Annotated in this window: 13 protein-coding genes; 3 read left to right on the top strand and 10 right to left on the bottom strand. The window is 63.5% G+C overall.

Features of this window, described 5'->3' with window-relative positions; genetic code table 11:
• The first annotated feature begins 52 nt into the window (after positions 1–52).
• Positions 53–1,063 carry a class I SAM-dependent methyltransferase gene (locus tag EB230_RS00065; protein ID WP_056569940.1) on the top strand — a complete coding sequence of 337 codons (1,011 nt, stop codon included), beginning with the start codon at positions 53–55 and terminating at the stop codon, positions 1,061–1,063.
• A 17-nt stretch (positions 1,064–1,080) separates the two neighbouring features.
• On the opposite strand, the gene EB230_RS00060 is transcribed toward EB230_RS00065, so the two are convergent.
• The 4 genes from EB230_RS00060 to fabA form a co-directional block, all read right to left on the bottom strand.
• Positions 1,081–2,625 carry a bifunctional diguanylate cyclase/phosphodiesterase gene (locus tag EB230_RS00060; RefSeq protein WP_056569943.1) on the bottom strand — a complete coding sequence of 515 codons (1,545 nt, stop codon included), beginning with the start codon at positions 2,623–2,625 and terminating at the stop codon, positions 1,081–1,083.
• Positions 2,626–2,800: 175 nt separating this feature from the next.
• On the bottom strand, positions 2,801–3,604 hold the full coding sequence (fabI, locus tag EB230_RS00055) for an enoyl-ACP reductase FabI (RefSeq protein WP_056569944.1): 804 nt from the start codon (positions 3,602–3,604) through the stop codon (positions 2,801–2,803).
• Positions 3,605–3,635: 31 nt separating this feature from the next.
• Positions 3,636–4,856 (bottom strand): beta-ketoacyl-ACP synthase I, encoded by a 1,221-nt coding sequence (gene fabB, locus EB230_RS00050; protein WP_056569945.1) that lies wholly within the window; start codon positions 4,854–4,856, stop codon positions 3,636–3,638.
• Between the two features lie 49 nt (positions 4,857–4,905).
• The gene (gene fabA, locus EB230_RS00045) at positions 4,906–5,421 is read right to left on the bottom strand and encodes a 3-hydroxyacyl-[acyl-carrier-protein] dehydratase FabA (RefSeq protein ID WP_010913332.1); all 516 of its coding nucleotides are present in this window, start codon (positions 5,419–5,421) and stop codon (positions 4,906–4,908) included.
• Between the two features lie 242 nt (positions 5,422–5,663).
• Here fabA and irrA point away from each other — a divergent pair, with 242 nt between their 5' ends.
• The gene (irrA, locus tag EB230_RS00040) at positions 5,664–6,095 is read left to right on the top strand and encodes an iron response transcriptional regulator IrrA (protein WP_056570449.1); all 432 of its coding nucleotides are present in this window, start codon (positions 5,664–5,666) and stop codon (positions 6,093–6,095) included.
• Between the two features lie 203 nt (positions 6,096–6,298).
• Here the strand turns inward: irrA and EB230_RS00035 are convergent, their stop codons facing one another.
• Positions 6,299–6,856 (bottom strand): SH3 domain-containing protein, encoded by a 558-nt coding sequence (locus tag EB230_RS00035; protein WP_056569947.1) that lies wholly within the window; start codon positions 6,854–6,856, stop codon positions 6,299–6,301.
• A gap of 148 nt (positions 6,857–7,004) precedes the next feature.
• Here EB230_RS00035 and EB230_RS00030 point away from each other — a divergent pair, with 148 nt between their 5' ends.
• Positions 7,005–8,006 (top strand): D-glycerate dehydrogenase, encoded by a 1,002-nt coding sequence (locus EB230_RS00030; RefSeq protein ID WP_056569949.1) that lies wholly within the window; start codon positions 7,005–7,007, stop codon positions 8,004–8,006.
• A gap of 32 nt (positions 8,007–8,038) precedes the next feature.
• Here the strand turns inward: EB230_RS00030 and EB230_RS00025 are convergent, their stop codons facing one another.
• The 5 genes from EB230_RS00025 to dnaA form a co-directional block, all read right to left on the bottom strand.
• Positions 8,039–8,515, bottom strand: a complete 477-nt coding sequence (locus tag EB230_RS00025; protein ID WP_056570451.1) for a GNAT family N-acetyltransferase — start codon at positions 8,513–8,515, stop codon at positions 8,039–8,041.
• Positions 8,516–8,529: 14 nt separating this feature from the next.
• Positions 8,530–9,282 carry a molybdopterin-synthase adenylyltransferase MoeB gene (locus EB230_RS00020; protein WP_056569951.1) on the bottom strand — a complete coding sequence of 251 codons (753 nt, stop codon included), beginning with the start codon at positions 9,280–9,282 and terminating at the stop codon, positions 8,530–8,532.
• Positions 9,283–9,313: 31 nt separating this feature from the next.
• Positions 9,314–10,453 (bottom strand): DNA replication/repair protein RecF, encoded by a 1,140-nt coding sequence (gene recF / locus EB230_RS00015; RefSeq protein ID WP_056569953.1) that lies wholly within the window; start codon positions 10,451–10,453, stop codon positions 9,314–9,316.
• Between the two features lie 78 nt (positions 10,454–10,531).
• The gene (dnaN, locus tag EB230_RS00010; protein WP_010913340.1) at positions 10,532–11,650 is read right to left on the bottom strand and encodes a DNA polymerase III subunit beta; all 1,119 of its coding nucleotides are present in this window, start codon (positions 11,648–11,650) and stop codon (positions 10,532–10,534) included.
• Between the two features lie 305 nt (positions 11,651–11,955).
• A complete protein-coding gene (gene dnaA / locus EB230_RS00005) occupies positions 11,956–13,500 on the bottom strand; it encodes a chromosomal replication initiator protein DnaA (protein WP_056569957.1) in 1,545 nt (514 codons plus the stop codon).

Genomic DNA, 13,500 nt, shown 5'->3' with positions numbered 1-13,500 from the left:
GTGCGTGGCGCTTTCCCCACGGGAATTGCGCAAGACCATGGGGAACACGGCTATGCCCGCTGAGGCGCTGAAGACGCTTTTCCATCCGTTCGAGGCCGAGGCTCTTGCCATGCCGCGAAAGGGTGAGCGCATTCTTTTCCTCGGCGCCGAGCCTGGCCTGCGCTTGCCGTCGGCGTTCGAGGCCGGGCTACATCTCGTACAAGGCTTCCGGCCGCATTTCCGCGCGTTGCAGGCGGCGGGTTTCACGGTCGCGCCGCAACCGGTGGGTGATGGTTTTGATGCCGCCCTGGTGCTCGCTGGCCGCCATCGCGGCCAGAATGAACAGCGTATCGCCGAGGCTCTCGAGCGCGTGGTGCCGGGCGGACTGATCGTCATCGCCGGCGGCAAGGACGAGGGCGTTGCCAGCCTGCGCAAGCGCGTCGACGAACTCGTGCCGCTCGACGGGCATATGCCGAAATATCACGGCATTGCCTTTTGGCTGCGCTGTCCGGCGGATATGCGGGCTGCCGCGGCACTGCGTGCCGCCAACCCGGCGCAACTGGTGGAGGGCCGGTTCCGCACCGAGCCTGGCATGTTCTCCTTCGATCGCGTCGACGCGGGTTCGAAACTACTGGCCGACAATTTGCCTGGCGATCTCCGTGGCAATGCGGCTGATTTCTGCGCCGGCTGGGGCTATGTGGCGGCTGAGATGGCTACCCGTTCGCCGGGCTTGTCGGGGCTCGATCTTTACGAGGCGGATTTCGATGCGCTGGAGGCTGCCAAGGGCAACCTCGGCGGCACCGTGGCGCAAGGCTTCTTCTGGACGGATCTGCTCGCCGAGCCTGTCGAGCGCCGCTACGACGTCATCGCCATGAACCCGCCCTTTCACCGCAGCCGTGCGGCGGAGCCGGAGATCGGCGCCGGCATGATCCGCGCGGCAGCCAAGGCGCTCAAGCCCGGTGGCAGGCTGGTCATGGTCGCCAACCGCCAGCTTCCCTACGAGCCCGTGCTGTCGGCCGCCTTTGCCAGCCACGCCGAGCTTGCCCGCGACGGCATGTTCAAGGTGTTTGTCGCGCGTCGCTGAAACGATGCGTATCGCGCTCAGTGCAGATTGGCGACGCGTCGGACCTCGTCGGTGGCTTGCCCGCCACCAAGGCCGATCCTGAGCGGCGCCGGCCGGCCGAACAGGTAACCTTGCACCACCTCGCAGCCGGCTGCCCGCAGCAGCGTGGCCTGGCTCTCGGTCTCGACGCCTTCGGCAATGATGCTGACGCCAAGTGCACGCGAAAGCCCGACAATGGTCGAGACGACGGCGCCGGAGCTGGAATCGGTATCGATGCGGCTGACGAAGGAGCGGTCGATCTTCAGCTTGCCGAAGGAGAAATCGATCAGATAGCTGAGGTTCGAGTAGCCGGTGCCGAAATCATCGACGGCAACGGAGATGCCCATTTCGGCCAGCTCTTTCAGGATGACGGCAGCGCGATCGCGGTCCTGCATCATCGCCGTCTCGGTGACTTCCAGCTCCAGCCGTGACGGCTTGATCCCGGTGGCCCGCATCGTGTCGCGCACGATGCCGACGAAGTCCTTGGTCATGAACTGGACCGGCGAAATATTGACGGCGACGAAACAGTCGTCTGGCAAATGCCGGGCGTCGTTGCAGGCTTTGCGCAGGACCCATTCGCCGATCGGGTTGATCATTCCGGTTTCCTCGGCAATCTGGATGAACTCCATGGGCGGGATCATGCCTCGCTCAGGATGGTTCCAGCGGATCAACGCCTCATAGCCGACGATGCGGCCGCTCGGCAGGTCGAGTTGTGGCTGATAGTGGAGGTCGAAATCGCCACGCTCGAAAGCCGTGTGCAGCTCGGATTCCACCCATTGGCGATAATCGGCGACTCGTCCCATCTCGCTGTCGAATACCGACCAGTTGCCAACGCCGCTGGCGCGCGCATGCTGCAGCGCCAGGTTGGACCTGCGCAGGATAAGGACCGGATCGACACCATCCTTGGGCATGGCCACGATGCCCACGGACAGGCTCACCGATTGCTGATGGCTGCTGAGTTCATAGGGTTCCATCATCTCGTCGATGAGCCGCTCGATCATGCCCTCCATCGTCCCTTGGATCTGGTGATCCGGCAGCAGTACCGCGAACTCCCCGGCACCGATGCGCCCGATCAGGGCGCGTGCGGGCACGCTGTCTTGTAGTCGCCTGGTGAAGGCGCGGATCAGCTCGTCGCCCTGGCTATAGCCAATCGCATCGTTGATCTGCTTGAACCGGTCGATGTCGATGTCGATCAGGAACACCGGTTCCCCGGTCCGGCTTGTCACGCATGCCGCCTCGGCGATCTTGCCGACCATCGCCGGCCGCGCCAGAAGTCCCGTCAGCTTGTCGAAATGGGTTTCGTTGAAAACGAAATCCGCCGATTCATCGACGCCGGCGAAGAAGGACATTGCAGCCACCGATGCCGCGAGCGCGCAAAGCGCAGCCATGATCGCGACCATCATGTCCGCCGATATGCCGGCAAACCCGGCGCCGAGACCGTGCTTCAGACCCCAGATGCCGAGGACGAAACTGCCAATGCCCGAACTTGCTATCGTGAGCAGTCGGAACACCGGTGTTCGCTTCGGGTTGCTGACGGCAGGCATTCAAAGGTCCCCAGATTGCGGGCCTCTATAGCGGAAATCCTCTTAAAATGAGTTTCCGCGAATGCATCCAATTTTACTGGAGAGGATTATTTCTTTACTGGAAAAGGACCATTTCCGCGAAACGGCACCATCCATGTTTCCCGAAACGTGTCGCCTTGACCCGTTTCAGTACTCGTTAGCCATCCGTCTGCTTCAATTCATCGAGCGTCGGCATCGAGACGATGTGATAGCCGGAATCGACATAGTGGATTTCGCCGGTGACGCCGGAAGCCAGGTCGGACAGCAAATAAAGCGCCGAGCCGCCGACCTCGTCGATGGTCACGGTACGGCGCAGCGGCGAGTTGCGCTGCTGGTAGGAGAACATGTGGCGGGCGTCCGAAATGCCGGCGCCGGCAAGCGTGCGCACCGGCCCCGCCGAGATGCCGTTCACCCGGATGCCGCGCGGGCCATAGTCATTGGCGAGGTAACGCACGCTGGCCTCGAGGCCGGCCTTGGCGACGCCCATGACATTGTAGTTCGGCATGACGCGGACCGAACCGGCATAGGTCAGCGTGATCATCGAGCCGCCCTGCGTCATCAGGGGCGCGGCATTGCGGGCGACCTCGGTGAAGGAGTAGCAGGAGATCACCATGGTGCGGACGAAGTTGTCGCGGCTGGTGTCGGCGTAAAGGCCCTTCAACTCGTTCTTGTCGGAAAAGCCGATGGCATGGACGACGAAATCCAGTCCGCCCCAGGCATTGCCAAGCGTCTCGAACGTGGCGGTGACCGAAGCGCTGTCCTCGACATCGCAGGGAACGACCAGCGACGCGCCCAGCCTGTCCGCGAGCGGCTTGACCCGGCGGCCGAAGGCCTCGCCTTGGTAGGTGAAGGCGAGCTCCGCCCCATGTTCGGACAATTTCTGGGCGATGCCCCAGGCGATCGAATGATCGTTGGCGACACCCATGACAAGCCCGCGCTTGCCCTTCATCAATCCGTCCATGTCAGGCAATCCTTCTAGAAAAACGCTGGCGTTATGCGGAATAGCGCTGGAAAACGAGCGTCGCGTTGGTGCCGCCGAAACCGAAGGAATTTGACAGGACGGTGTCGATCTTGGCGTTGTCGATGCGCTTTCGCACGATCGGCATGCCCTCGAATTCAGGATCGAGCGTTTCGATATGGGCGCTCTCGCCGATAAAGCCGCCTTGCATCATCAGGATCGAATAGATGGATTCCTGCACGCCGGCCGCGCCCAGCGAATGGCCGGTCAGCGATTTCGTCGAGGTGATGAACGGCATCTTCTCGCCGAACACCTCGCGGATGGCGCCCATTTCCTTGGAATCGCCCACCGGCGTCGAGGTGCCGTGGGTGTTGATGTAATCGATCGGCGTGGAAACCGTCGCCAGCGCCTGGCGCATGCAGCGGACCGCGCCTTCGCCGGAAGGCGCGACCATGTCGTAGCCGTCCGAGGTCGCGCCGTAGCCGACGATCTCGGCATAGATCTTGGCGCCGCGCGCCTTGGCATGCTCCAGCTCTTCCAGCACCAGCACGCCGGCGCCGCCGGCGATGACGAAGCCGTCGCGGTTGACGTCATACGCGCGGGACGCGGCTGATGCCCTGTCGTTGAACTTCGACGACATGGCGCCCATGGCGTCGAACAGGTCCGACATGGTCCAGTCGAGATCCTCGTGGCCGCCGGCAAAGACGATGTCCTGCTTGCCCCACTGGATCAGCTCGTAGCCATTGCCGATGCAATGCGCCGAGGTCGAGCAGGCTGATGAGATCGAATAGTTGACGCCGTGGATCTTGAACCATGTGGCAAGCGTCGCCGACGCGGTCGACGACATCGCCTTTGGCACCGCGAACGGACCGATGCGCTTGGGGCTGCCGTTCTTGAGCGTGGTTTCGGCCGCCTCGACAATGGTACGGGTGGAGGGGCCGCCCGAGCCCATGACGATGCCGGTGCGCTCGTTGGTGACGTCGCTTTCGCTCAAGGCGGCATCCGCGATCGCCTGATCCATGGCGACGTGGTTCCAGGCCGCGCCCTGTGACAGGAAGCGCATCGCGCGACGATCGATCATGGCGGTCGGGTCGAGTGTAGGTGCGCCCCAGACCTGGCAGCGGAAGCCATGTTCGGCGAAGGAATCGGAAAAGCTGATGCCGGATCTGGCGTCATGCAGCGAGGTCTGCACCTCGTTGGCATTGTTGCCGATCGACGACACGATGCCGAGGCCGGTGACTACGACACGTCTCATTCGCAACTCCTTCCAGGGATGCTGGCCAGTGGGTCGGCCAGAACTGCGGTCAAGCGACCGCCGACTGCTTGGACAGACCGACCTTCAGGTCGGTAGCCGCATATATGGGCTCGCCATCCGCCTTCATCCAGCCATCGGCGATGCCGAGCACCAGCCGGCCACGCATCACGCGCTTGAAATCCACGCCATACTCGACCTTCTTGACCGATGGGGTGACCATGCCCTTGAACTTGACCTCACCGGTAGACAGCGCCATTCCCTTGCCGGGTTCGCCGAGCCAGCCGAGATAGAAGCCAGTCAACTGCCACAAGGCGTCGAGGCCGAGGCATCCCGGCATGATCGGATTGCCGATGAAATGGCAGGCAAAGAACCACAGGTCCGGCTTGATGTCGAACTCCGCCCGGATGAAGCCCTTGTCGAAGGCGCCGCCCGTCTCGCTGATTTCGGTGATGCGGTCGAACATCAGCATGGGCGGGTAGGGCAGCTGGGCATTGCCCTCTCCGAACAGTTCGCCGCGGGCGCAGGCCAGCAATTCTTCGTAGTCGTAGCTGGATTTACCCGCCATCAATCTCGTCCCCATATCGTCCGGGCGGTAGCGCGCCCTTGTCGTTGGTGTCCTAACACAATCTGTTTCAGGCCGGAAACCGGCGTTTGCGCTTAACCCGCCAGTCTGCCCGGGTCAATGCGCGCTATTGATCGCATTCGGACGACAGAATATATGTCAGCAGGGGTCCGGTTTCGGCAGACGTTCATTTTTTTGCCATTCTGGGCGTGTCTTGAAGCGGGACTGCAAGCTTGGAAGACCAGATGGACCGGGGCTGCCGGAAGGAAAATGTCGCTGTGGACAAGCGGGTGCGCGAAGCCGGCCTGAGGCCGACGCGCCAGCGTATTGCGCTGGCCGACCTGCTTTTTGCCAAGGGCGACCGCCATTTGTCGGCCGAGGAATTGCATGAGGAGGCGCTGGCCGCCGGCGTGCCGGTGTCGCTGGCCACGGTCTACAACGCACTCCACCAGTTCACCCAGGCGGGACTGCTGCGCATCCTGGCCGTCGAGGGCGCCAAGACCTATTTCGACACCAACACCTCCGACCACCACCATTTCTACGTCGAAGGCGAGAACCGGATTTTCGACATTGCCAGCGGCCCGGTGACGATCACCAACCTGCCGGACCCGCCCGAGGGCATGGAAATCGCCAATGTCGATATCGTGGTGAGATTGCGCCCCAAGCGCCGGGAATGACCGGCAGGACCAGAACAATCGACCAGGCCGGAATAATCGGCAAGGGATGAAACCCCCGACCTGACAATCCGGCTCGAATCGGCAGTCGTGGCGGCCTGCACCGCCCAAATCGCCATCGACCGCGCATCGGGCTTATGGCCTGAAGCTGCCAACCGGCTTTCAGGATACCCATCCCGGCTGTATCGGCCGCGAACGGAGCGACCTCAGTCCTTGACCCGCTCGCCGGGATAGGCGCCCCAGACCGCCGACTGGGCGAGCCAGCCGGTGTGGCCGTCAAGCGTCATTTCGCACCACTGGCCGTCGCAGGTCTTGATCGTGCCCATGACGCCCGGCTCGACGATCGCCACGACCCTGGCGTCCTTGTCCGGACTTTTCATGAGATTGATCTGGCCACCCTTGCCGCGCTGCCAAGGCGCGATGATGGCGGTGCGCCGGCCCGAAAGCATCGACTGGTTGATCCAGCCCTCCGAACCGTCCGCATCGCGCACGCGGCGCCATGTATCAAATTCCTGGATGACCTCCATCGGCAGGCCGGCCTTCACATACATCCAGTTGACGGAGTAGTTGGCGCCCGGACCGACGCGCGAGTTGACGCGCGCTGGCTTGAGGCTGACGAATCGCGGCAGCGGCAGGCCGCTCGGCCCGAGCGTGACGCTTTGGGCGGGTGCTGCCGCGCTTTGCGCCACGGCAAAGGGAGAATAAAGCAGAGCGCCGAGAAATGCTGCGCTTAGGGTCAGGCGAAGCGACGCGAAACCAGACACTTTCGTTCCTTTCGGCGCGGGCTCGATGACCTCGGCGCCCCTTTTTCTTTGTCTTCGGCGGCACCGCTTGTTACATGGGTAAATCGGCTACCGCGACCGGCTTTCAGTTTCGCCGGTCTTGGTTAAAGAGGTCTCAACGAGGGAAACAATGCCAGGCAAAAAGAAGCCTCTCGTGGTCATCACGCGAAAGCTCCCCGACCCGGTCGAGACCCGCATGCGCGAGCTGTTCGACGCGAGGCTGAATGTCGAGGACAGGCCGATGACGCAGCCGGAACTGGTTGCCGCGGTCAAGGAGGCCGACGTGCTGGTGCCGACGGTGACCGATCAGATCGACGCGGCGCTGATCGCCCAGGCCGGCGACAACCTCAAGCTCATCGCCAATTTCGGCAACGGCGTCGACAAGATCGACGTGGCCGCGGCCGCCAGGAAGGGCATCACCGTCACCAACACGCCCAATGTCCTCACCGAAGACACCGCCGACATGACCATGGCGCTGATGCTGGCGGTGCCGCGCCGGCTCGCGGAAGGCGCCAATGTGCTCACCGGCGACAAGAAATGGGCCGGCTGGTCGCCGACCTGGATGCTTGGCCGGCGCATCTGGGGCAAGCGGCTCGGCATTGTCGGCATGGGGCGCATCGGCACGGCCGTCGCTCGGCGCGCCAAGGCCTTCGGCCTCTCCATCCACTACCACAACCGCCATCGCGTCCTGCCGGCCGTCGAGGACGGGCTTGAGGCGACCTATTGGGAAAGCCTCGACCAGATGCTGGCCCGTATGGACATCATCTCGGTCAATTGTCCGTCGACGCCGGCGACTTTCCATCTTCTGTCGGCACGGCGCTTGGCTCTGCTGCAGCCCACGGCCTACGTCGTGAACACCGCGCGCGGCGACATCATCGACGAGGAAGCGCTGGTCAAGCTGATCCAGGACGGCAAGATCGCCGGCGCCGGCCTCGACGTCTACGAGCACGAGCCGGCGCTCAATGCCAAGCTGCTCAAGCTCGCCGCCAGGAACAAGGTCGTGCTCCTGCCGCATATGGGCTCGGCGACGCTCGAGGGCCGCATTGACATGGGCGAGAAGGTCATCATCAATATCCGGGCGTTCGTCGATGGCCACCGCCCGCCGGACCGCGTTCTGCCGCTCAGGACCTGACGGGCTCGACGCCTTCAAGTGAAAGCCAAAGGTTACGAAAGCGCCTTGCGCATGGTGATCGAGGTCGGCCTGACGTAGCCGTCATGCGCCGTCCGTTCGGTCTCGCGAAAGCCGAGGCGGGCAAAGACGGCGTGGTTGGCGGTGAGCTCGATCCGTGTCTGCAACTCCAGGGCTGCCTTGCCGTGGTCTAGAGCGAGCAGTTCGACCGACCGCATCAGCCGCCGGCCAATGCCTTGCCCATGGCAGTCCGGGTCGACGGCGAGCTTGCCGACGTAAAAATCATGTGCCCTTTCAAGAGCGAAGACGCAGCCGACGATCCTGGCACCGTCGAGGGCCACCAAACCGGTCTCCCGCCCGGCCTTGTCGCGCAGTGTGTCTACGGTGAGCAGGTGAGCAGAGGACGGCGGGTCGATAACGCCGTCCATGAAGGCGAAGGCACGCATGATCAGGGAAAGCAGCTCGTCCCAACGATTGAAGCCGACCGAAATGCGGTCGATGGAAAGGGGCATTTTTTGCGTCAAGGTCAGCGCCTGGCGTAGCGGATCGTTTCGAAGCGTGCGGCAAGCGCATCGTAAAGCAATAGCCTGCCGACCAGCGGCTCGCCGATGCCGGTGATCAGCTTGATCGCTTCCATCGCCTGCAGCGTTCCGACGACGCCGGTCAGCGCTCCAAGCACCCCGGCCTCGGCGCAGGACGGCACAAGGCCCGGCGGTGGAGCTTCGGGGAAGAGATCGCGATAGCCCGGGTTCGGCTTGCCATCCTTACCGTTCTCGAAGGGCTTCAGCACCGTCACCGAGCCGTCGAAGCGACCGACAGCGGCATGCACCAGCGGTTTGCACGCGCTTGCGCAGGCATCGGCCACCGTATAACGGGTCTCGAAATTGTCGGAACCGTCGACCACAATGTCATAGCGAGAGACAAGGGCCGGGGCGTTCTCCGCGCTCATCCGGAACGTGTGCGTCTCGACCGCGGTGTTGGGATTGATGCGGGTGATTGCCGCCTTGGCGCTGTCGGTTTTCAGCATGCCGACCGTATCGGTGCCGTGGATGACTTGGCGTTGCAGATTGGACAGCGACACGGTGTCGTCGTCGATGATGCCGAGCGTGCCGACGCCTGCGGCCGCGAGATATTCGAGCACTGGGGCGCCCAGCCCGCCGGCGCCAATCACCAGGACCCGTGCTTGTTTGAGTTTCTGCTGGCCCGGGCCGCCGACCTCGGGCAGCACTATGTGGCGGGCGTAGCGTTCGATTTCGTCGGAGGTCAGCGCGGTGGTCATGTCAGGACCATATAGCGGCTGAAAAACCTTGTCAGGGCCCTTCGGTTGGCCCAACCGTGCCGTGGTCTACGGTGAGGAACTGGGCGCGGCCTTGCAAGCTGGAAAACAGCGCGGCATCGGTTCCCGTCATGAATGCCTGGCAATTCAACTCCTCGAGGATCGAAAACAGCGCCGCCCGCCGCCCGCCGTCGAGATGAGCGGCGATCTCGTCGAGCAGCAGGATCGGCGTCAGGCCCGACATTTCGCCGGTCAGCCGGGCATGTGACAAGACGATGCCGACCAGCAGTGCCTTCTGCTCGCCGGTGGAACAGAGTTCGGCCGGCATTGCCTTGGGCCTGTGTCTCACCAGGAGATCGGAGCGGTGCGGCCCTTCGAGCGTTCGTCCCGCGGCACGGTCACGATCGCGGCCATCGGCGAGCGCCCGTCGGAACCGCTCCTCGACGTCGACTGCCGGCGCGGCGGAAACGTCTGTTTCCAGATCGCCAGAAAGGCTGATGTCGGCCTGCGGGAACGGCCCCGTGTCGGGCAGCCTGTCGATCATGGCGGCAAGCAGGCGCACCAGTTCGGCGCGTGCCGCAGCAATGGCGACGCCGGTTTCGGCCATCTGTATCTCGATCGCTTCGAACCAGCGGTCGTCCCGAGACCCATCCGTCAGCAACCGGTTACGGCCGCGCATCGCCTTTTCGTAGTCGAGCGCCCGCTGCCCATGGCCGGGATCGATTGCCAGGACCAGCCGGTCGAGAAAGCGTCGGCGATCCGCGGCCGGTCCAGTGAACAGCGCGTCCATTGCGGGCGTCAGCCACACCACCCGCAGCCATTCCAGCATGTCTTCGGCCGATCTCGCGGTCGCGCCGTTGATGCGAACCCGCCTGCCGCCTTCGCCCTCACCGCCGGAAATACCCGTGCCGATCTCGACCTGGCCGTCAGGCCCGTCGAGACGGGCGTGCAGCGCAAAGCCGCCATCGCCGCCCTCGCGTGCGACGTCGGCGTAGGGCGCACGGCGCAAGCCGCGTCCCGGCGTCAGGAAGGAGATTGCTTCGAGGAGATTGGTCTTGCCGGCGCCGTTGTCGCCGGAAAAGACCACGGGCCCCGGGGCGAGATCGATCGCCAGCGAGGCGTAGTTGCGAAAATTAGTAAGTGTAAGCTTACTTATATGAGTTTGTGCCGGCAACCGCTATCCGCCTGTAGAAGTCGCCATTGTTGCTGCCGCGGGTCCCGTCGCAGAGCCGGATCGATGATGCGGCGCCGGCTATACCCGCATCGGCATCAGCACGTAAAGCGCCGTCTCGTCGGCCATGTCGTGGATCAGCGTCGGCGAACCGGCGTCGGCCAGCATGAATTTGGCTTCCGTGCCGGTCAGCTGCGCGGCGACATCGAGCAGATATTTGGCGTTGAAGCCGATCTCGATCGGGTCGGACGAATAATCGGCCGCCAGTTCCTCGGTGGCGCTGCCCGAATCCGGATTGTTGACCGCAAGCGTCACCTGGCCTTCGCTGATCGAAAGCTTCACCGCGCGGCCGCGTTCGGAGGAGATGGTCGAGACGCGGTCGACCGCGGCGGCAAAACTCTGGCGGTCGAGGATCAGCTTCTTGTCATTGCCGGTCGGAATGACTCGCTGATAATCGGGGAAGGTGCCATCGATCAGCTTCGAGGTCAGGACCACGCTGCCGATGGTGAAGCGGATCTTGGTGTCGGATAGTTCGGTCGTAACGGCGACATCCGGGTCGTCTACCAGCTTCTGCAGCTCGCTCACCGTCTTGCGCGGAATGATGATGCCCGGCATACCCTCGGAGCCCGCCGGCGCATCGATTTCGGCGCGCGCCAGGCGGTGGCCGTCGGTGGCCACCGAGCGCAGCTTCAGCTTGCCGCCGACTTCATGCGTGTGCAGGTAGATGCCATTGAGATAGTAGCGTGTCTCCTCGGTGGAAATGGCGAACTGCGTCTTCTCGATCAGCCCCTTCAGAGCAACCGAGTCGAGCCGGAAGATATGCGAGAAGGATCCGGCCGAGAGCTCGGGGAAATCGGATTGCGGCAGGCATTGCAGGCGGAAGCTCGATCGGCCCGACGTCACCGTCATGGCGTTGCCGTCTTCATCCGTCTTCAGCATCACCTCGGCGCCGTCCGAGAGTTTGCGCACGATATCGTAGAGCAGGTGCGCCGGCACCGTCGTCGCGCCGCCGCGCTCGACCTTGGCGGGCGTCGCTTCCGTCACCTCCAGATCGAGGTCGGTCGCCTTCATTTCGAGGCTGGCGCCCTCGGCGCTGAGCAACACATTGGACAGGATCGGTATCGTGTTGCGCCGTTCGACCACGCGATGAACGTGGTTGAGCGACTTCAGGAGATTTGACCGTTCCAGGATAACACGCATGACGAAACAGGCTCGCTTGAAAGGATGAGCGGGTCTCCGGCTGGCGGCGCCCCGCGAAAGGTCTGAACAGGCTCAGAATCTGCGTAAACTGACAGGAAAAAGCCAGCAAACGCAAGCCCGCGCCGCCGGTTCCGGCCGGCCGCGCGGGCTTTCTGGGGATAAAGGCCGCGAAGACCGCCGCGCAGGGTACTGAAACCGGAATCCGGATCGTCGCCAGCCACTGGCTCGAGCCCATCTCAGGGGTGCCGCCGAGCAGGCAAGCCATTGAATTCCGATGCGGTTCTGGCTTGCCTGTCTCGGATCCATCAGGCCTGGTCGTTGATCAGCCGTCGCAGCAGCTCGAGTTCCTGCGCCAGCGTGTTGTCATTACCGGACAGGTCCTCGATCTTGCGCACGGCGTGCAGCACCGTGGTGTGGTCACGGCCGCCAAAGCGCCGTCCGATTTCGGGCAGCGAGCGCGGCGTCATCACCTTCGACAGGTACATGGCGACCTGCCGCGGCTTGACGATGGTGCGCGTGCGCCGGTTGGACAGCAACTCCGTCTTCGAGACATTGTAGTGGCGTGCCACGATGCGCTGGATATCCTCGATGCGAACCCGCTTCGGCTCTCCGGTGCGATAGATATGGCCGAGGATCTCGTCGATGCGGTCGATGGTGATCTGCGGCTCGAACGACTGGCGGAACAGCAGCTGATTGAACGCGCCTTCCAGTTCGCGTCCGCTGCCGGTCACGGTGCGGGCGACGTGATTGAGGATTTCGTCTGAAATGTCGAGCGACGCGTCGTCTACCCGGGCCGTGGCCAGGCGCAGCTTGAGCATGCCGAGGCGCATGGCGAAATCAGGCGCCGACATTTCGAGCGCGACGCCGCCGTTGAGGCGCGAGCGGACCCGCGGCTCCAGCGATTCCAACTCCGACGGCGGCCGGTCGGCGGCGACAACGACTTGCTTGGCGCTGTCGAGCAGCATGTTGATCAAATGGCAGAATTCATGCTGGATCGACTTGCCCTGCAGGAACTGCATGTCGTCGATGATCAAGAGGTCGATGTCGCGCAGCTGTTCCTTGAGCGTCAGCGCATTGTTGTCGCGGATCGCCGTGGCGAAGCGCCACATGAAATATTCCGCGGTCAGATAGACGACGCGCGACTTGGGGTTCTGCTTAAGCGATTCCGCCGCGATGGCCTGCAGCAGATGGGTCTTGCCGAGCCCGACGGTCGCGTGCAGGAAAAGCGGATTGAAGCGCACCGCGCTCGACTGCGATTCCGCCACGGCCTTGGCGGCGGCGAAAGCCACCCGGTTCGACGGGCCTTCGATGAAGGAACCGAACGTGTAGCGCGGGTCGAGCGGGGATCCCAGCACATTATGGCGGAACTCGCTCTCGATCGCGGCGCCCGGACGCGGCACCGGGGGACGTTCCACCCTGCCGGGGCTCACGGTGCCGGCGGCCAATGCCGTTTGCGTCTGCCGTGTCATCTTGCGTGCCGGGGCCAATTCCGGTTCCGCATGGCTGCGCCCCTGGCGGGTGGCCGTGCGCACCACGATCTCGATCTTGAGGAGATCGGCATCCTCCTGCTTCCACAACTCGGAGATGAGGTCGAGATAGTGGCCGTTGATCCACGAGCGCAGGAACGCGGTGGGCACCGAGATGCGGACAATGCCCTTGGATGCCTCCGCGACCTTCATCCGGCCGAACCAGCTCGAATAGACTTCAGCTCCCAGGCGCGCCTTCAACTGGGTCTTGACCCGGTCGAACTTCTGTTCCGCGTCGCTGGAGACCGCCATCTCGTTTGCTCCGATCAAAGTTCCAGGAAATGGGAGGTCGCCCGTAAGCTCCCTTTCGATGCCGCTCTGCAT

The sequence above is a fragment of the Mesorhizobium sp. NZP2234 genome (genome assembly GCF_013170765.1).
GTDB lineage: Bacteria > Pseudomonadota > Alphaproteobacteria > Rhizobiales > Rhizobiaceae > Mesorhizobium > Mesorhizobium loti_D.
This window is presented reverse-complemented; position numbering and strand designations above follow the sequence as displayed.

Bases quoted from the DNA above. Each gene is read 5' to 3' on its own strand.
- EB230_RS00025 (WP_056570451.1), bottom strand. From the start codon at position 8,515: ATGCCCCTTTCCATCGACCGCATTTCGGTCGGCTTCAATCGTTGGGAC.
- EB230_RS00020 (WP_056569951.1), bottom strand. From the start codon at position 9,282: ATGACCACCGCGCTGACCTCCGACGAAATCGAACGCTACGCCCGCCAC.
- fabA (WP_010913332.1), bottom strand. From the start codon at position 5,421: ATGGCGGGTAAATCCAGCTACGACTACGAAGAATTGCTGGCCTGCGCC.
- EB230_RS00065 (WP_056569940.1), top strand. From the start codon at position 53: ATGCCCGCTGAGGCGCTGAAGACGCTTTTCCATCCGTTCGAGGCCGAG.
- fabB (WP_056569945.1), bottom strand. From the start codon at position 4,856: ATGAGACGTGTCGTAGTCACCGGCCTCGGCATCGTGTCGTCGATCGGC.
- dnaA (WP_056569957.1), bottom strand. From the start codon at position 13,500: ATGCAGAGCGGCATCGAAAGGGAGCTTACGGGCGACCTCCCATTTCCT.
- dnaN (WP_010913340.1), bottom strand. From the start codon at position 11,650: ATGCGTGTTATCCTGGAACGGTCAAATCTCCTGAAGTCGCTCAACCAC.
- irrA (WP_056570449.1), top strand. From the start codon at position 5,664: ATGGACCGGGGCTGCCGGAAGGAAAATGTCGCTGTGGACAAGCGGGTG.
- EB230_RS00030 (WP_056569949.1), top strand. From the start codon at position 7,005: ATGCCAGGCAAAAAGAAGCCTCTCGTGGTCATCACGCGAAAGCTCCCC.
- fabI (WP_056569944.1), bottom strand. From the start codon at position 3,604: ATGGACGGATTGATGAAGGGCAAGCGCGGGCTTGTCATGGGTGTCGCC.
- EB230_RS00060 (WP_056569943.1), bottom strand. From the start codon at position 2,625: ATGCCTGCCGTCAGCAACCCGAAGCGAACACCGGTGTTCCGACTGCTC.